The organism is Rhodomicrobium vannielii ATCC 17100, from assembly GCF_000166055.1.
GTDB classification, from domain to species: domain Bacteria; phylum Pseudomonadota; class Alphaproteobacteria; order Rhizobiales; family Rhodomicrobiaceae; genus Rhodomicrobium; species Rhodomicrobium vannielii.
Window position 1 is genome coordinate 1,508,681 of the sequence record NC_014664.1, and the last position, 15,853, is coordinate 1,524,533.

At 63.4% G+C, this 15,853-nt stretch carries 17 protein-coding genes; 6 read left to right on the forward strand and 11 right to left on the reverse strand.

Annotation, left to right across the window (positions count from 1 at the left end; translation table 11 throughout):
• Positions 1-11: 11 nt before the first annotated feature.
• Together RVAN_RS06865 and cutA are read right to left on the reverse strand one after the other, a co-directional pair.
• Positions 12-413 (reverse strand): hypothetical protein, encoded by a 402-nt coding sequence (locus RVAN_RS06865; RefSeq protein WP_013419028.1) that lies wholly within the window; start codon positions 411-413, stop codon positions 12-14.
• 174 nt (positions 414-587) lie between these two features.
• A complete protein-coding gene (cutA, locus tag RVAN_RS06870; protein WP_013419029.1) occupies positions 588-923 on the reverse strand; it encodes a divalent-cation tolerance protein CutA in 336 nt (111 codons plus the stop codon).
• A 36-nt stretch (positions 924-959) separates the two neighbouring features.
• On the opposite strand from cutA, the gene RVAN_RS06875 reads away from it, so the two are divergent.
• The 3 genes from RVAN_RS06875 (at position 960) to RVAN_RS06895 (ending at position 4,888) form a co-directional block, all read left to right on the forward strand.
• A complete protein-coding gene (locus RVAN_RS06875; RefSeq protein ID WP_338053305.1) occupies positions 960-1,811 on the forward strand; it encodes an NAD kinase in 852 nt (283 codons plus the stop codon).
• Between the two features lie 81 nt (positions 1,812-1,892).
• Positions 1,893-3,776, forward strand: a complete 1,884-nt coding sequence (locus RVAN_RS18780; RefSeq protein WP_013419031.1) for a hypothetical protein — start codon at positions 1,893-1,895, stop codon at positions 3,774-3,776.
• A 116-nt stretch (positions 3,777-3,892) separates the two neighbouring features.
• Positions 3,893-4,888, forward strand: a complete 996-nt coding sequence (locus RVAN_RS06895; protein ID WP_013419032.1) for a hypothetical protein — start codon at positions 3,893-3,895, stop codon at positions 4,886-4,888.
• 24 nt (positions 4,889-4,912) lie between these two features.
• Here RVAN_RS06895 and RVAN_RS06900 read toward each other — a convergent pair whose 3' ends face one another.
• The 3 genes from RVAN_RS06900 to RVAN_RS06910 all read right to left on the reverse strand — a co-directional run bounded on the left by RVAN_RS06900 (position 4,913) and on the right by RVAN_RS06910 (position 7,247).
• Entirely contained in the window at positions 4,913-5,644 is a 732-nt protein-coding gene (locus tag RVAN_RS06900; protein WP_013419033.1) for an MHYT domain-containing protein, read from the reverse strand.
• Positions 5,645-5,816: 172 nt separating this feature from the next.
• On the reverse strand, positions 5,817-6,704 hold the full coding sequence (locus RVAN_RS06905) for a DMT family transporter (RefSeq protein ID WP_013419034.1): 888 nt from the start codon (positions 6,702-6,704) through the stop codon (positions 5,817-5,819).
• A gap of 132 nt (positions 6,705-6,836) precedes the next feature.
• Entirely contained in the window at positions 6,837-7,247 is a 411-nt protein-coding gene (locus RVAN_RS06910) for a type II toxin-antitoxin system VapC family toxin (RefSeq protein ID WP_013419035.1), read from the reverse strand.
• Between RVAN_RS06910 and RVAN_RS20980 the strand changes: the two genes are divergently transcribed.
• Complete coding sequence (locus tag RVAN_RS20980) at positions 7,246-7,380, forward strand: hypothetical protein (RefSeq protein ID WP_280642125.1); 135 nt, start codon at positions 7,246-7,248, stop codon at positions 7,378-7,380. The genes RVAN_RS06910 and RVAN_RS20980 overlap by 2 nt on opposite strands.
• 33 nt (positions 7,381-7,413) lie before the next feature.
• Here the strand turns inward: RVAN_RS20980 and RVAN_RS06915 are convergent, their stop codons facing one another.
• The gene (locus RVAN_RS06915) at positions 7,414-7,659 is read right to left on the reverse strand and encodes a type II toxin-antitoxin system Phd/YefM family antitoxin (RefSeq protein WP_013419036.1); all 246 of its coding nucleotides are present in this window, start codon (positions 7,657-7,659) and stop codon (positions 7,414-7,416) included.
• A gap of 218 nt (positions 7,660-7,877) precedes the next feature.
• Between RVAN_RS06915 and RVAN_RS06920 the strand changes: the two genes are divergently transcribed.
• The gene (locus RVAN_RS06920) at positions 7,878-8,492 is read left to right on the forward strand and encodes a hypothetical protein (protein ID WP_013419037.1); all 615 of its coding nucleotides are present in this window, start codon (positions 7,878-7,880) and stop codon (positions 8,490-8,492) included.
• Between the two features lie 75 nt (positions 8,493-8,567).
• Here RVAN_RS06920 and RVAN_RS06925 read toward each other — a convergent pair whose 3' ends face one another.
• The 5 genes from RVAN_RS06925 to RVAN_RS06945 all read right to left on the reverse strand — a co-directional run bounded on the left by RVAN_RS06925 (position 8,568) and on the right by RVAN_RS06945 (position 14,580).
• Positions 8,568-9,329: an ABC transporter permease gene (locus RVAN_RS06925; RefSeq protein WP_013419038.1), complete on the reverse strand. Its 762-nt coding sequence runs from the start codon at positions 9,327-9,329 to the stop codon at positions 8,568-8,570.
• Positions 9,326-10,249, reverse strand: coding sequence for an ABC transporter ATP-binding protein (locus tag RVAN_RS06930; protein ID WP_013419039.1), 924 nt, complete (start codon positions 10,247-10,249; stop codon positions 9,326-9,328). The genes RVAN_RS06925 and RVAN_RS06930 overlap by 4 nt, the downstream gene beginning before the upstream one ends.
• A 97-nt stretch (positions 10,250-10,346) precedes the next feature.
• Positions 10,347-11,936: an ATP-dependent DNA helicase gene (locus RVAN_RS06935; protein WP_013419040.1), complete on the reverse strand. Its 1,590-nt coding sequence runs from the start codon at positions 11,934-11,936 to the stop codon at positions 10,347-10,349.
• A gap of 230 nt (positions 11,937-12,166) precedes the next feature.
• Entirely contained in the window at positions 12,167-13,156 is a 990-nt protein-coding gene (locus tag RVAN_RS18785; RefSeq protein ID WP_169309527.1) for a polysaccharide deacetylase family protein, read from the reverse strand.
• 224 nt (positions 13,157-13,380) lie between these two features.
• The gene (locus tag RVAN_RS06945) at positions 13,381-14,580 is read right to left on the reverse strand and encodes a hypothetical protein (RefSeq protein WP_049779254.1); all 1,200 of its coding nucleotides are present in this window, start codon (positions 14,578-14,580) and stop codon (positions 13,381-13,383) included.
• Between the two features lie 305 nt (positions 14,581-14,885).
• Between RVAN_RS06945 and RVAN_RS18790 the strand changes: the two genes are divergently transcribed.
• Positions 14,886-15,770 (forward strand): isocitrate lyase/PEP mutase family protein, encoded by an 885-nt coding sequence (locus RVAN_RS18790; protein WP_013419043.1) that lies wholly within the window; start codon positions 14,886-14,888, stop codon positions 15,768-15,770.
• The last annotated feature ends 83 nt before the right edge of the window (positions 15,771-15,853 follow it).

The window sequence follows — 15,853 nt, forward strand, 5'->3', positions numbered from 1 at the left end:
GCTGGCTGATGTCAGAATTTATGTGTGAAGGTGCCCTTGATCTGCACGTCGTCCTTTTCGATCGCGCGTTGATCGAATTGGAGGGGCGGAGCCGACAGTTCCGCCGCGGAACCGCCACTTTTCGGGCCGTACAGCAGTTCAAGGCCGAAATCGAGCTTCGGCAGGGTGCCGACGATGCCGATGCCGGGGATGGAAACTTCCGTGCCGCCCGACTTGGCGACCTGCTCCCCGGGCGCGTTGAATTCCGCCTGAGGCTGGGCCGGTTGTGCAAGCGGTGACGATGGAACCTGCGTCGCAGCCGGAGGTGTTACCGGCTCGGCCGTGAAGGCTTCCGCTGTCGTCGTCTGCTGGGCAAGCGACAAGGCGATACAACACGCCAGTGCTGCCTCCTTCAACTTTCCTTGCCTACCCATGCACTTTACTCCCCCGCTACAAACCTAAGATGATTGCGAACCTCTATGAATGCAAGTTCGTTGATTCATCCTTTAAGTACCTCTGTTTTCGAGGGTTTTAGGATTGTTGATGTGGAAGCGTTGCGAAAAAGCACCAACCTTGCGCGAAGCTTGCCATAATTTCGGCTCAATGAGCTAGCGCGAGGTGGCGGTTTGATTGCAGAGCCATTCGAGATAAGATGCCGCCACATCGCTGGGCTCGAAAACCAGGATGGCGGGGACCGTGTAGGGATGGCGAGCAGAAATTTCACGCATCACCTGCACCTTCAGGCTCTTTCTGGTTTTAACGAGCATGACGGCTTCGTTTCCGTTTTCGACGGCGCCTTGCCATCGATAAATTGAAACCATTCCGGGAAGAATATTGACGCAGGCGGCGAGCTTCTCTTCCACCAGCGCGCTGCCTAATTTCTGAGCATCCTCTTCACTCGGAAGCGTGGTATATATGACGATCATTGCGGCATCTTCGGTCATGGCTTCATCTCGGACGGGTTCACGAATGCGCATCGCATGTCGGCTGGCCGGCTTGCCGGACAACAGGGCCGGATTCTCATGGCCGAGGTAAGCCAGGCCACGAGCCGCGGCGCGGTCTTCGCGGATAAGGTGCGCCTCGGCTTCGTTGCAAGCCCCGCGCCGGAAGCACAGGCCGCCCTGAAGAAATTCGCAAAGCGTTATGGCGCGGTGGACCCGTCCTCGGCGACCGTGATCGTGGCGCTGGGCGGCGACGGGCTCATGCTGTCCACGCTCCATCGCTTCATGGGCACCGAGGTGCCGATCTACGGCATGCATCGCGGCTCGGTCGGCTTCCTCATGAACGAATTCATCGAGGACGACCTGCCCGAACGCGTGGCCAACGCCAAACTGTCGATCATCCACCCCCTCAAGATGCAGGTCGAGAACATGGCGGGCGAGACGCTCAACGCGCTCGCTGTGAACGAGGTCCATCTGTTCCGCCAGACCGCGCAGAGCGCTAGGCTGTCGATTTCGGTCGATGGCAAGGAGCGCATCGGCGAACTCGTCGCTGACGGCGTGCTGGTGGCGACGCCAGCGGGCAGCACCGCCTACAATTTCTCGGCGGGCGGCCCGATTCTGCCGTTGAAGGCCAAGCTGCTTGCGCTCACCCCCATCAGCCCGTTTAGGCCGAGGCGCTGGCGCGGTGCGCTTCTCTCGAACAAGGCGCATGTGAAGATCACGGTGCAGGAAGCCGGGAAACGCCCCGTGAGCGCTGTGGCCGACCATGCCGAGTTCCGTAACGTGCTCTCCGTTTCGATTCGCGAGGAGCGCGCCATCGGGCTGAAGCTCCTTTTCGATCCGGGCCACGCGCTTGAAGAGCGCATTCTCGCCGAACAGTTCCGGTTCTGACCGTGCGCCCTCGGCATCCGGGAAAGCGCGACGTAACCTTTGCCGGATAATGATGCTTGACGCGCGAAAAAGGGGTTTGCGATGCGGACGGGTCTTGCGGGTCTCCTTGGCGGCTTTTGCGTCGGCGGCCTGATGCTGCTTTCGGCGATGGGAGCGGCGGCTGCCGAGACACGCGCGGTGATCGTGCTCGATGCGACGGCGCAGATGAACGCGCATCTCGGTGCAAAGACGAAGATCGACATCGCGCGGGCAAGCATCACCAGCGCGCTCGCGAAGCTCGGTCCGGGCGCTAGCGTCTCGCTGTGGACGTTTGGCGGTAATCCGCAGAAGAAGTGCGCAGATCGCGCCGATTCGCTGTCGGGTCAGTCGCGGGAAGCGACGCTGCCAGCTCTGACCAAGGCACTCGCCAAGATCGAGCCGAAAGCAGGGCGCGCGCCCGCGTTCTCGGCCGTCGAAGAGGCGGTGATCGCATTCGGCGGCGACAGGCCCGTTTCCGCTGTGCTGATCGCGGGCACCGGCGACGACTGCGCGGCCGATGTCTGCGCGGCGGCTCGCGCGCTCCACGACGCAGCGCCGCAGGCGAAACTCACCGTGTTCGGCCTCGGCGCTAACGAGAAGGCGGCGGCCGCCTACACCTGCGCGGCCAAGGCCATGGGCGGCACCTTCACCGCGATCAAGGCGCCCGCCGATCTCGACAAGGCGCTGCGCCAGACCCTGGCCGACGCACAGGCCGAGACGGCGAAGGCCGCCCCCGCGAGCGAGTCTGCCCCGCCTGAGGGCGCGCCCGCCAAACCCGCGACAACCGCCGTTCCTTCGCCGCTGGAGGCGGACGCCGCCAAAACCGTCGCCGCCACGCCGGGCGAAGCCGCGCCTTCCGCGCCGCCTCCCCCGCCGCCTGCTGCACCCGCCGACAACAAGCCAGCGCCGCCCGCACCTGCGCAGCCCGAGCCGAACGTCGTCCTTTCCGCCACGCTCGCGCCGGGCTTGCCGATGCTCGACGCCGGAGTGACATGGGAAATCTTCAAGATCGTGCCGACCCCCACCGGTCAGATGCGCGAGGCTGACGCGCCGCTCTGGGTCGGCGGTGGCGGACAGGCGAAAGCCAAATTGCCGGACGGCCGTTACAAGGTCCAACTCACCTATGGCCTTGCCACGGCGAGCGCGGAATTTGCGGTCGAGGGTTCAAGAGTTGAGCGCACTGTGCCGCTTGACGCTGGCACGATTGCCGTCGAAGCGCTGAGATTGCCTGGCGGCGATCCGGCGGTGGGTGCATTCTTCACGCTCTGTCGGCAGGGCGCAAACGGGGCGCGCGAAGAAATCGGCCGCTCAAGCATCGCGCCCGCGATCTTTCAGGTAAACAGCGGCAGCTACATCCTCGCGGCCACAGCAGGGCTTTCGCGGCTTGAAACGCCGGTGCGCGTTGAAGGCGGAAAGGTTTCCGTCGTCAGTATGGCGCTGAACGTCGGCACGCTCGCAATCAGGACGCTCGCCGCCCCAACAGCGCAGACGGCGCTTCCCGCATGGCATCGCCTTTTTGCCGACGGCGCCAACCCGGCCGCGAAGGGTGGCCCGCCGCTCGTTCGGCTGTCTGGCGCATCGCCGCGCATCGATCTTCCGGCGGGAACCTATCGCCTTGAAACCGTCTATGGCGCGATCCGCGACGTGCGGACCGTGAGCGTCGCGGCGGGGCGGACGACAGCGGAAAACATCATTCTCGATGCGGGCGAAGCGAAAATCGCCCTGCCCTTCGGCAAGCAGGACGGCGTGTGCGCGGTCTACGAGGCGGGCGGTGAACGCGCGGCGGCGTCGCCCTTGGTCCGCGCGGCGGGCGGTGAGCCCCATTTCATCCTGAGGGCGGGCCGCTACGACCTCGAATGCCGGGCGAAGAACAAGCCGGACGCGCCGCGCCGAGCCGAAATCGTCATCGTCGCGGGAGAGGTAAAGACGACGAATCTCGGGGAGTGACCGCTTTCGCCTCAATTTCATCGAAGGCAGTTTCTAGCGTTTCCCGCGAAGCAGACGCTTCAAGAGGATGAGGACGACCTGAACATCCGATGACGACTTTCCGGGCGGAAAAATCGATGTGCGCTGCAACACCGGCGCTCCTTGGACGCGCCTTCGCAATCGCGCTCGCGGCGATGCTGTGCGTGGCGATGGGATTCGCCGTCGCCGACGCCGCGACGAAATACAAAGGCAGCCCGAACGTCGTCGATGGCGAGGAAATCCCGACCGACGCCGAAGCCGTCATTCCGCCCGACGCAGGCATGGAGGCCGAGCAGCCGCATTCGCGGCCCGCACCCCCGAATTCAGGGCCGCCCGCTCCGGTCACCCTCACGGCTTATCTGAGCGAGGGCAGCGCGCCCATGGTGGCCGATGTGGTCTGGCGCGTCTTCCAGCAGCGTAACGCCCGCGACGGCACCTACAAGATCGTCACGAAAATTCACGAGGCACGCCCAACAATCGAACTGAAGCCGGGCCGGTATCTCGTGAACGTCGCCTACGGCCGCGCAAACCTTACGCGAAAGATCGACGTCTGGCCGCAGACCCCCTCCAACGAGGATTTCGTCGTCAACGCGGGCGGGCTTCGGCTGATGGCTACGCTGGCGCATGGCCCCATCGTGGCCGAACACCTGCTGAAGCTCGAAATCTACTCCGATGCGCAAGATCAGACGGGCAACCGGCAGCGGCTTTTCGGCGATCTCCGGCCGGGTATCGTCATTCGCCTGAACTCCGGCATTTATCACATCGTCAGCACGTACGGCGACGCGAACTCGGTCGTATCGACGGACATCGTGATCGAACCCGGTAAGATCGCCGAGGCGAACGTCGATCACGACGCGGGCAAGGTTACGCTTAAGCTCGTACAACGCAGGGGCGGCGAGGCGGTCGCCGGCACGCGGTGGACGATTTACAATGCCGGCGGCGAGGTGATCCGCGAAAGCGCGGGCGCGTTCCCGACGCACGTGCTCGCGGCGGGAGAGTACCGCGTGGCGGCGCAGCATGGCGAGCGTCAATTTGCCGGAGCTTTCACGATTGCGGCGGGCGACACGACCCTAGTCGAAGTCCTCATGCAATAGGCCGGGCCGCGCAGGCGCGCGCATTCATTTTTGCTCGGAGCGGAACTGAGAGAGCACGAAGACGCAAAGACAAACGCTGCACACGACGTAAAGCGCGATGGTGGCCGTCCATGCGAGTGACTGGTCGCTCGTTTGCTCCACCGCACGCGGCAAAACGGCAAGCGTCTCGTCGAGGCGCATGGTGGACGCGACCGCCATATAATGCGTCGATGAAAGGACGATGCCGAGCGCCACAGCGCCCGCGCTTGTCAACACGATGCCCCGCAGCCGTATCCGCAACAGGAGCCATAGCGCAACGATTGCCGCCTGGATCGAAATCGCGACGCCTATGACCGTCAGGAACCAGGACAAGCGCAGTTCCCGCCCGGCTACCGCCGCGAGGCCCGAATAATTCGTAAGCACGAGCGTAAAGCCGAGGAGCGTCGCGGCGAGCGGCAGACGTGTCGCGGCCCCGTCCGACCTTATGCCGACGAGAAGCAGCGCGGCGGTGGTTCCGGTGAACGCCACGAGCGCAGAAAGGGCGAGCAGCTCCGGGTTATGTCCGAGATTAACTGGCGATTCGAGCGCCAGCAGGCCCACGAAATGCGTCGTCCAAATCGCGCCGCCGAGCACCAGCCCGGCCATGAGAAGCCGGGCGCGCCTTTCGCCGCCGCGAAGCCGATCCAGATTTGACATGAGGATGGCCGCCGTCAGGGCACCGATGAGCGAGATCGCCACCGACAGGATCACCAGCTCTGTCTCGTGTGGAATAGCCATCCGGCGCTTTCTGCTCGTGGTCGCTCCGCTAGTTGGCGATGCCCGCGACAAGCCGCCACCCTACCCCTTGCGGGTTTTCCCAAGCTTGAGCGATGGCGACGACATGGCTGCCTGCCGTGGCGCGCATGGCTGGCCCCATAGCACTGGCTGTCGCAAAACGGATGGCGGCCGATCAGGGAACCTGCGGCGGCAAGACCACGCCGCGTTTTTTCTCGCGCATCAGCGTCAGCATCCCGGACCCGACGATGAGCGCGATCCCCGCCGCCATCGGCGCGTCGACGTCATCACCGAAGAACAGATAACCGAACAGCACCGCCCAGATCATCTGGCTGTATTGCGTCGTTCCGACGAGCGAAGCTGGCGCTTCGGCGGTCGCGTGGATGAGCAGCACGCTGGCAACCGCCGCCAGCAGCCCGTATGAGGCGAGCAGCACCCACTCGATCCGCGTCGGCATCTGAAAAGTCGGGATCGACGCGAGGCCGCAAAGGACGATCGCGCCGAGCATGCCCGCTCCGAACAGCGATGCATTCGTTTCCTTCGGCCCCATGGCGCGCAGGATCACCACCGAAACAGCAGCGCCGAGCGCGCAGATGAACGCCCCCAGATGACCCACGGTAAGCTCGCGAAAGCCGGGACGCAGCACGATCAGCACGCCCGCGAAACCGATCAGCACGGCGGACCACCGCCGCACGCCGACACGCTCCTTCAGGAAAACCACCGACAGGACGATGATGAGCGAGGGCATGAGGAAGATGAGGACGAAAGCCTCCGCCATGGAAAGATGCGTGAAGGCCACGATCGCGCCGACCGAACTCAGAGCCGACGAGACGAACCGAACAAACCAGAGCGGCCTGTTCGTCGTACGCACCATGTCGAAGAACCCTTCCCCCTTCGCGAGCGCGAGCGGCAGCGCCGCCAGCCCGATGAGCGTTCCAAGGAAGGCCGATTCGTAAGCCGGGATCGCGCCCGCGATGGCCTTCACCGAGGCGTCGCTCACGGCATAGGCGAAGAAGGCGAGAAAGGCGATGAGAACGCCTCTGAGATGCTGATCGGAGGACAAGGGTTTGCTTTGCGGTGCGAGGGCGGGCGATGCAACGCTGGATAGCGCCCGTATGTGGCAGGTTGGCGACAGGGCGGCCGGAAATGATGCCGTGGCGCTACAGCGGTCGCGGGCTGATTTAGTGGAGCGGCGTCATTCCCACGGATTGAGAAGCGGCACCTCGGTTGCGACGAAATCCTTCACATTGCGGGTCACGACGGTAAGGCCGTGCACAAGCCCCGTCGCCGCGATCAGAGTGTCGATCACCGGCGCGCGGCCTTCCTTGCTGAGCGCGCCCCAGACGCGGGCCACTTCAGCGGTCACGTCGAGGATACGGTCGGAGAAATCCGTTTCGATGCGGTCAGCCCAGCGGCCGATCTGGTCGGCGGCGACCGCGTCCGAAAGACGCTTCTTCTCGACGCCCTTTTTCATTTCGCCGATGGTCAGCACGCTGAGATAGAGCTTCGTTCCGTCGGCGCCTTCGAGAAAGCGGATCACACCCGCATTCGGACGCAGCTTGCGCGTTTCCGACAGCACACAGGTGTCGAGGAGGTAGCCAGCCATGGTGCGCTTTCAGATGGAGCGGGTGGAGGAGCTGTGCGCCGCGATTGATTCACGACTGAAGCAATTCGGGGTGAGCTTCGTGGGAGCCTTGTGGGAGCTTCGTGCGGCGCGGCTGGTGCGAGCGCAAGAGTGACGCGTTTACGCCAACCGGCAGCCGACTCGAAACCTAAAAGTCGAAATCGCGGCCCGTGTCGCGGCTTCGCGGCGTTTCGAACTCCCCGACCTTCGGGCCGCCCAGCAGATGCGCCTTGAAGCCGCCCGAACCCGCCGCAAGCCGCCGGTAATCCTCCATCGAAAGAACGACCGCTCGCTCGGCCCCATGCCGCGTGATGATTTGCGGACCTTCGCCCTGCGCGCGCTCAATCACCTCGCTCAAGTGCGCCTTGGCGTCCTGAACCTGCCAATGTGTCATGTGAGCGTCCTCCAGACCAGAATATAGGTCATTCTGGTCTGAGACGGAAGGGCGTGGCTACGACTGGAGACATATGACCACCAGAGCCGCGCCATGCCGCCGCCGTATTCGTAAGGGGAAATGGCGAAGCTTTACCGAAACTGTGACATGCACGTCGCGTCAGTCATTCCGCGAGCGATATTGGGCTGACTGCCATTCCGAAGAAAGCGTGAGAATCAATGACTCGTCGTCGGCAGAATCACATCCTCCGCATTGTCGTTGCCGTTCTTGTGGGCTTCATCGCCTTATCGCTTTTGTCAAAGATCAACGATGACAACTCCCGCCTTTCCAATCTGTATGAGTTCATAAAGGATTCTTCGCTTCTGATCGCAACCATCGCAGTCGCTTATCTGGCGAATATTTATCAGAGAAGGCAGAACTTTCTTGATTCCTTGCGGGAGCAATGGCGCGAAATTGTGAAGACGAAAGGGGTTCTGCTCTATTATTGCAAGACGTCGGAACCGGATGCCGACCAATATTGGAGAACTTTTACGCAACTCTCCGAATGCATCGACAACATGCGCATCGTCTATGCCAATGTCGGCGAGACGAACGAACTGATCGGTGCCTACCCTTTCGAGCCTCTCCATGACATGCGGCGGGCTTTCGAAACGCTCGACCCTGCCCGTGGCGCTTCGACCGCGGAAGATCGCGTTCTGGTCTGGGGTAAAATTGAGCAGGCGTTCAACGCAATCCGCGAGAAATTCCTCGACGAATTCGACATTGATGAGCCGTCAAAGCCGATCCTGAAAAGAGGGGCCGGGCGAACGAAGGTAAAAGGCGCTCGCGTCTGAGACAATGCTTCGGCGATTGGCGCTATCGCCAAAAGTGCTCTACAAGCGTATTCGGCTTCGGGCTTTTCCGAGCCGTCACGTCTTCAGCCGGTAACCGGTGCGGAACACCCAGTAGACCGCGAGGATGCACAGCGAGAGGAAACCCGCCGTCATGGCGAGGCTCACGCCGGGACTCACGTCGGCGATGTTGAAGAACGACCAGCGGAAACCGCTGATGAGGTAGACGATCGGGTTGAACAGCGTCACCGTCTGCCACGCGGGCGGCAGCACATGGATGGAATAAAACGCCCCGCCGAGGAAGGTCAGCGGCGTGATGACGAGCAGTGGGATCACCTGAAGCTTCTCGAAATTATCGGCCCAGATGCCGATCAGGAAGCCGAACAGGCTGAAGGTGATCGCGGTCAGCACAAGGAAGCCGATCATCGCCACCGGATGTGCGATGTCGAGCGGCACGAACAGACCGGCGGTTGCGAGCACGATCAGGCCGAGAATGATGGATTTCGTCGCCGCCGCGCCGACGCAGCCGAGCGCGATTTCGAGGCCGGAGATTGGCGCTGACAGAATTTCGTAAATCGTGCCGAGGAAGCGCGGGAAATAGATGCCGAAGGACGCGTTCGCCACTGAGTTCGTCAGGATCGTCAGCATGATGAGGCCCGGCACGATGAACGCGCCGTAGGTCACGCCCTGCATGTCGGTGATGCGCCCGCCGATGGCCGAGCCGAACACCACGAAGTAAAGCACCGTCGAGATGACGGGCGAGACCACGCTTTGCAGCAGCGTGCGGCGCATGCGCGCCATCTCGAACTTGTAGATTGCGTAAACGCCGCGCCAGTTCATTTGCCGCTCACAAGCCCCACGAAGATATCTTCGAGCGAGCTTTGTTTCGTGTTCAGATCCTTGAAGCGGATGCCCGCCGCTGAAAGCTCATTCAGAAGCGCCGTAATGCCGGTGTGCTCGCCCTTGGTGTCGTAGGTATAAACGAGTTGCTGGCCGTTCCCGGCGAGCAGAAGACTATGACGGCCTAGTTCCGGCGGAAGCGCCGCGAGCGGCTGCGCAAGATCGAGGATGAGCTGTTTCTGTCCGAGCTTGCGGATCAGCTCCACCTTTTCCTCGACGAGCACGATCTCGCCCTTGTTGATGACGCCGATGCGGTCCGCCATCTCCTCCGCTTCCTCGATGTAGTGCGTGGTGAGGATGATGGTCACGCCCGCCTCGCGCAGCTTGCGGATCAACTCCCACATGCTGCGGCGCAGTTCAACGTCGACGCCTGCCGTCGGTTCGTCGAGAAACAGGATTTGCGGCTCGTGCGCGAGCGCCTTCGCGATCATGACGCGGCGCTTCATGCCACCCGACAGCGTCATGATCTTGCTGTAACGGCGATCGTAGAGCGAGAGATCCTTCAGCACCTGATCGATGAAAGCGGGGTTCGGCGCTTTGCCGAAAAGACCGCGGCTGAATGAAACCGTTGCCCACACCTGCTCGAACGTGTCGGTCGCGAGTTCCTGCGGCACAAGCCCGATCAGCGAGCGCGCAGCGCGATAATCCGTCACGTTGTCGTGGCCGCCAACCGTGACCGTGCCGCCGCTTGCGTTCACGATGCCGCAGATGATGCTGATCAGCGTCGTCTTGCCCGCGCCGTTCGGCCCGAGCAGCGCGAAAATCTCGCCCGGCGCGATGTCGAGGCTCACGCCCTTGAGCGCGACGAGGCCCGAGGCGTAGGTTTTGCTGACGTTCGAGACGGCGATGATGGGTTGCATGAGGTCTTCGGTGGGGAGGAAAACGCGGCCGGTGTTCTTCTTCGAGAGCTTAGAAAGCAGAATTCGGCCGCCCTGTCACCTTTCGCGGGCGGTGCCATTATTTCATGATGAGCCCGAGCTTCACGAGCCGCGCGCGAATGCCGCCTTCCTGACGGCCGACAGCGGCGGCGATGGCCTTAACGCTCTCGCCGCGTTTGTAGCGAGTCGACACGTCGGTCTCTTCCTCCTCGCTCCATTTCTTGTAGGCGTTCGCGATGCGGCCATTCTCCGCGTCTGCGGTGGGCGCGGGCTGGGCGGCGGTGTGCGACGCTGCGGCCGGACCGGCGGGCAGCCCCTTCATGTCGCGCAGGTTCGAAACGCGCAGCGCCTCGATCGCCTCCGCCCCTTGCGCGGCGAGCCGGTCGGATTCGCTGGCTGAAGCCTCGCGGAAATCGGCGTCTTTTGCCAGCGCCTCCGGGTGCACGCGAAGCGCGCGCTCGTTCCAGCCGAGGAGATGAAGCCCGCCGAGCGAGCGAACCCGCGACAGCGCAACATAGCCCTGCCCGTATTCGAACGCATTCGACAGATCCATCAGCGCCGCGTCGAGCGACATGCCCTGACTTTTGTGCACGGTGATCGCCCAGGCGAGACGCAGCGGCACCTGCTCGATGCCCGCCTTCACTGCGTCGTCCTCCTGCACCTTCCATTCGGCGGGCTTCGCGGTGACCGTGAAGCCGCTCTTCGTTTCGACCACCGGCCAGCCGCCGTCGCGGTCGAAGTTGCATACGACGCCGAGCGTGCCGTTCACGAAACGGCCTTCGGGGTCGTTCTTGGTGAACATCACCACCGCGCCGAGCTTCAGCGCCAGTTCTTCCGGCGAAAGACAGCCGCGCTTCAGCCCCTCGGATAGCACCTTGTCGCCCATCGTGCTCATGAGGAAGACGTTTGGCTCGCCCGGCAGCTTCATGAGTTCGGCGTAGTTGATGCGGTCCACGTCCATGTTGTGGGTGTAGAGCCGCGTGATGCCGTGCGGCAGCGTTTCGCGCGTCGGCTTGCGGCTGCCGAGGATATCGAGATGCTCGCGGCGGCAGGCGTTCGAGCGGATCGCGCCGAGAAGCTCGGAGAACTCGCGGTCGGTCTGGCGATGCTGCTCGGTGAGGTAGCAAATGGCGGGGTCGAGGTCGCGCCACGCGCGGCTCGCATAGGCGAAGGGCGACGCGTCGGCCTCGTCCTGGCTTTCCGTCTCGGCACCCGGATGCTCGTCACGGCGGACCACGGGCGGAAGCTGGAAGAAGTCGCCGACGAACACCGTCTGGATGCCGCCGAAAGGCGCGGGCGACTTGCGGACATACTGGCAGACCTGGCTGACAGCGGTGAGCGTCTGCCCGGACAGCATCGACACCTCGTCGATGATGAGCACGCGCGCCTTCTTGATGCGGTCGGTGACGCGGCGGTTGCGCGCGATGAAGTCGAGGTCGGAGCGCGATAGCGTCGAGCGCGTGCCGATGCCGCTCCACGCGTGCACCGTCATGCCGCCGAGTTGAGCGGCCGCGATACCGGTCGAGGCAGTGACGCTGACGGCGATGCCCTCGCGGCGCAGATAGCCGACGAAGCGCGATGCGATGTAGCTCTTCCCGCTGCCCGGCTCGCCGGTGAGGAAGGCGCTCGCCCCCGATTTGAGGATTTGAAGTGCTTCGTCCTGTCTCATGCCTGCTCGCCACCCCTTTGAGGGAGCAAACATAGCGGATCGCGAAAGGCCACAACAAGCTGCGATTGAGCGCTGTCCCCTTCCTTCACGCTCGCACGCGGGCTTTGCGCTATGCCGTCGGGCTCGCGTTACCGCCGGACGTCAGCACCGCGCATCGCAGCACGTGTGACGCCGGTCGCCGGACGCCGGAACGATGGACCTATCGAACACGCTCTGGCGACGCGCGGTCGTTACTGGATTTGGCCCGTCACGAGCCAACTGTTGGCCATATAGGCGCCGCCGGTCTGGCCGCCGTTACCGCCACCGCTCGTGCTGGTCGCCACGTAGCCGCTAGCCGTCTGGCCGCCCGCGCTGGCCGTCTCGGAGCGCGCCTTGCCGGTAAGCTGCTCATTCGCGAGCTTCAACTCGACCCACTCGGTCCGCATCACGTCCACGCTTCCGGCCTTGATCTCGGCCCGCGCCGTCCACCGGCCAGCCGTGGCGGCTGTTTCAGGCTTCGCGCGGAATGTGTCGGCGTTTGCCACCATTTCGGGATTGGGCTGGTAGTTCGTGTTGGAAACGACATGCACGAACTTGTAGCCGTCTTTCTTGAGCGCGGTGATGATGCCGTCCAGCGCCTCGGCCGTCGGCTTCTTGATATCGTGGAAAAGAATGATGCCCTTGCCTGCCCCGCGAACGCGCGCCAGCACATCCCGCGTCACCTTGGCGGCATTCGCGCCGGGGTCCGTATCGCCCGAAATCACATCGACCGACCACGTGCTGATGTTGCGGCTGGCGAGATAGGCGACGACCTCAGGCGAATCGCGAAGACCGGGGAAGCGGAAGAACGGCGCGACGGGCTTACCGAGCGCATGGCTGACCGCCGCAAAGCCCTTTTCGATCTCGGCGATGGCGTCCTGCGGTGGCATACGGTCCATGGCGAACGGATGCGAAAATGTGTGCGTGCCGATGGTGTGGCCGCGCCGGTCGTATTCCTTGAGCAGCTTCGGATCGGCGAGCGCCATACGCCCCACGGAGAAGAACGTGGCCTTCACGCAATGCTTGTCGAGCGTGTCGAGCACCGTGCGCGTGTTCGTGCCCAGCGGGCCGTCGTCGAAGGTCAGAACCACTTCGCGGTCGCGCAGGTTTAGTGTCCGCGCATAGGAGCGGTTCGATTGCGCATTCAGCGCCGTGCCGTAAAGCGCGCCGTGCGTGGAATCGGCGGCGACGATGCGCGACATCGCGGAGGTTTTCGGGTCGTACGCGCAGTCATTGTCGCTTGCGAGCGCGCCCGAAAAGACGCCCCCTGCCAAAATCAGACTTAGTACGAACCGCATCTCGAAATACCCATCGTCCCGCTAGACGCCAAAACTATAGATCGGAACCGCATACTCGACGAAGCGCAAAGGCCGCGATGCAGTCGGATTTTCCCCGCCCTGTTGATTCGGGGAGACAGCTCCCGCCATCACGATGCCGGCGCGAGCTTCCGGGTAAGAGTTTCGAATTCCCGCCTTAAATTTTCATTTCGGAAAATCTGCTCGAAGCCGGGAGCGTCAAGCTTCTGCAAAGAATCGAACGACGTTTTTGCTTCATCCATTAGCGCTTTCAACTGAAAGCTCGCTTCAACAGTTTCGTAGGTATTGTCGGCAACATTCAGATCGAACAGAGTTTTTTCACGGGTCTGCCATAGAAGTCGCCGCTGCGTAGCGAGATAGTCGCGATAGAAGCCCGACACCTTGCGCGAAAGCTCCTGCGCCTTGGCGTTCGCTTCGAGCGTGCGGCGCTGATCGTCGCGCGTCGCCGACTCCATCAAATCCCGCGTCTTCGCGCCCGTCCTCGCGATGTCGCCGATGATGCCGTCGAGCCGCGCCATATACACCTTGTCGATTTTTTCGATCAGCAACTCCTGAGCCTGCACGAGAAGCGCGAACAGCGCCGCATGCATCGCGAAGTAGCGCCGCGCGGCCTTCAGGTCGTCATTCGACTGCACCACGAGCGCCGCAAGCTTGCGGTCGGCGATTTTCGCAACCTCATACGCGGTCATCAGCCTGAGAAGGTCGCCGCCGAGCACGCTGTCGAGCAACAGGTCGAGCTGATCCTGACTGAGCGGAATCCCCGCCACATCGAGCGCCTTGCCGATCTCCTGCTTGACGCGGAGGATGTCGGCCTCGCGCTCCTTGATGTCGTCTTGAAGCGCGGCGATGGCCCCGTCGATGGAATCCTTCGTTTCGGTGAGGATGGCCGGCCAAGCGCTGCCCTGCGGCGCGTCGAGCCGTCGCTCGCGCAACGATGCGATGCGGTCACGGTTCGCCGCGATCTTCTCGCGCTGGCGGGCGATGTCCTCCTGAAACTTCAGAACAGGCGCGTCGGTGACGATGGAGAGCGCGCCGTCGAGGAGCGCGCGAACGGATTTCTCCCGGTCCTGCCGCGTTTCGGTGAAGACCGGCTCGAACAGGAACTTGTCACGGTTCGGCAGCGTCTTCGCCGCCTCGCGCTCGGCCGCTGCGCGCTTCAGGATGCGATCGATGGCGGAAAGCAGCGCGTCCGACTGAAGCCCGCGCGTGTCGGGTGCCACGATCGGGGCGGCGGCGATCGCATCGGGGCGATCCTCGGCGGCACGTGACACAGCGAGCCCCAGCGGCGCGGCGAGAACGACGAGCGCCATGGCGGCACGAGCAGCGGCGGTTCGGCGTGACAAGGCAGGCAACATGATACAAGTCCGGTCTGAAGGCAGATCCGCCGTAATATGGCGTCGCTTTCGGAGGTTCCAACATCGCCCGCACCCGAGCGAAAAAGAGCAGGCGATCCAAGGTTGCACGCCGGGCGGAAAGCGCGTGTGGACGGCATGAGACGCGCCATTGCAAGGCCGCATTTTGCTTGCGGGATCGGCGAAGGACATTTAACCAAAAAACACTCTTATCCGGCGTCGCCTCGCAGGACGCGGACCAATGGGCAGGGGCAGTGTGTGAGATGATTTCGAGCCATGTCGCAGATTCCTATCACGCATCAGGCATCGACGAAAACGCCCTCAGGGATCAGAAGGAAAAGGTTCGCCGCTTCCGCAAGCGCTTGCAGGCGCGCGAGGCGTTCATCCTGCCCGAGGTCTGGGACGTCATTTCCGCGCGCGTGATCGGCGACGCGGGCTTCGATATCGTCGGCATATCGCCCGTTTCCGTCGCGTGGTCGTGCGGGCTGCTGCCGAGCGACCGCGTGCCGCTCGACACGCTCGTCGAGACTGCGAAGAGCGTCGCGATGAATTTCTCCGTACCCGTCAACGCGGATCTCGAAGGCGTTATCGGCCGGTCCATGGAAGAGATCGGGCGAGCGGTCGGCGCCGTAATCTCGGCCGGGTGCGTGGGCGTGACCATCGGCGACGGCGGACGCGGCGGCCAGCACGGGATGGCCTCGATGCACGACATGACAGCGGCCATCAAGGCGGCGAAGGCGGCCGCGCTCGAAACCCGCGTTCCAGCCGTTGTGACGGCCCGCACCGAGGCGTTCCTGCTCGAACCGCCGCCCTATTCCCCGTTCGAAACCGCCGTCGAGCGCGCCGAAGCCTATTTCGCGGCGGGCGCGGACTGCATCGCTGTGCCCGGCGTGCAGCATATCCAGATTATCGAGCGGCTTTCCGCGCATGTGGACGGCCCGCTCCAGATCACCGTCGGGCTGACACCCGCGCCGGATCTGAAGGCGTTGAACGCGGCGGGCGCGTCGTCTGTCGCACTCGGCACGGCGCTGATGCGTTCGCTGCTTGGCAATCTGCGCCTCAAGGCCGAGGAAATCTTCGCCTTCGGCCAGTTCAACAACCTCGACAAGGCCATCCCCGCCGACGCGCTGAACGATCTGCTGCGGTAACGGGCCGCGCGCCGCAGCGGAAGCTTCGCGTTCGAGCTTGCGCGAATAGAGCGTTCGCATTATCCTTTGCGTCGGTCGGCAGT

Bases quoted from the DNA above. Each gene is read 5' to 3' on its own strand.
- RVAN_RS06865 (WP_013419028.1), bottom strand. From the start codon at position 413: ATGGGTAGGCAAGGAAAGTTGAAGGAGGCAGCACTGGCGTGTTGTATC.
- RVAN_RS18790 (WP_013419043.1), top strand. From the start codon at position 14,886: ATGATTTCGAGCCATGTCGCAGATTCCTATCACGCATCAGGCATCGAC.
- RVAN_RS06910 (WP_013419035.1), bottom strand. From the start codon at position 7,247: ATGGCTGGCTACCTCCTCGACACCTGTGTGCTGTCGGAAACGCGCAAG.
- RVAN_RS06925 (WP_013419038.1), bottom strand. From the start codon at position 9,329: ATGAACTGGCGCGGCGTTTACGCAATCTACAAGTTCGAGATGGCGCGC.
- RVAN_RS06930 (WP_013419039.1), bottom strand. From the start codon at position 10,249: ATGCAACCCATCATCGCCGTCTCGAACGTCAGCAAAACCTACGCCTCG.
- RVAN_RS18785 (WP_169309527.1), bottom strand. From the start codon at position 13,156: ATGTCGCGCATCGTCGCCGCCGATTCCACGCACGGCGCGCTTTACGGC.
- RVAN_RS18780 (WP_013419031.1), top strand. From the start codon at position 1,893: ATGCGGACGGGTCTTGCGGGTCTCCTTGGCGGCTTTTGCGTCGGCGGC.
- cutA (WP_013419029.1), bottom strand. From the start codon at position 923: ATGACCGAAGATGCCGCAATGATCGTCATATATACCACGCTTCCGAGT.
- RVAN_RS06945 (WP_049779254.1), bottom strand. From the start codon at position 14,580: ATGGCGCTCGTCGTTCTCGCCGCGCCGCTGGGGCTCGCTGTGTCACGT.
- RVAN_RS06920 (WP_013419037.1), top strand. From the start codon at position 7,878: ATGACTCGTCGTCGGCAGAATCACATCCTCCGCATTGTCGTTGCCGTT.
- RVAN_RS06895 (WP_013419032.1), top strand. From the start codon at position 3,893: ATGTGCGCTGCAACACCGGCGCTCCTTGGACGCGCCTTCGCAATCGCG.
- RVAN_RS20980 (WP_280642125.1), top strand. From the start codon at position 7,246: ATGGTGCGCTTTCAGATGGAGCGGGTGGAGGAGCTGTGCGCCGCGATT.
- RVAN_RS06915 (WP_013419036.1), bottom strand. From the start codon at position 7,659: ATGACACATTGGCAGGTTCAGGACGCCAAGGCGCACTTGAGCGAGGTG.
- RVAN_RS06900 (WP_013419033.1), bottom strand. From the start codon at position 5,644: ATGGCTATTCCACACGAGACAGAGCTGGTGATCCTGTCGGTGGCGATC.
- RVAN_RS06935 (WP_013419040.1), bottom strand. From the start codon at position 11,936: ATGAGACAGGACGAAGCACTTCAAATCCTCAAATCGGGGGCGAGCGCC.
- RVAN_RS06875 (WP_338053305.1), top strand. From the start codon at position 960: ATGTCGGCTGGCCGGCTTGCCGGACAACAGGGCCGGATTCTCATGGCC.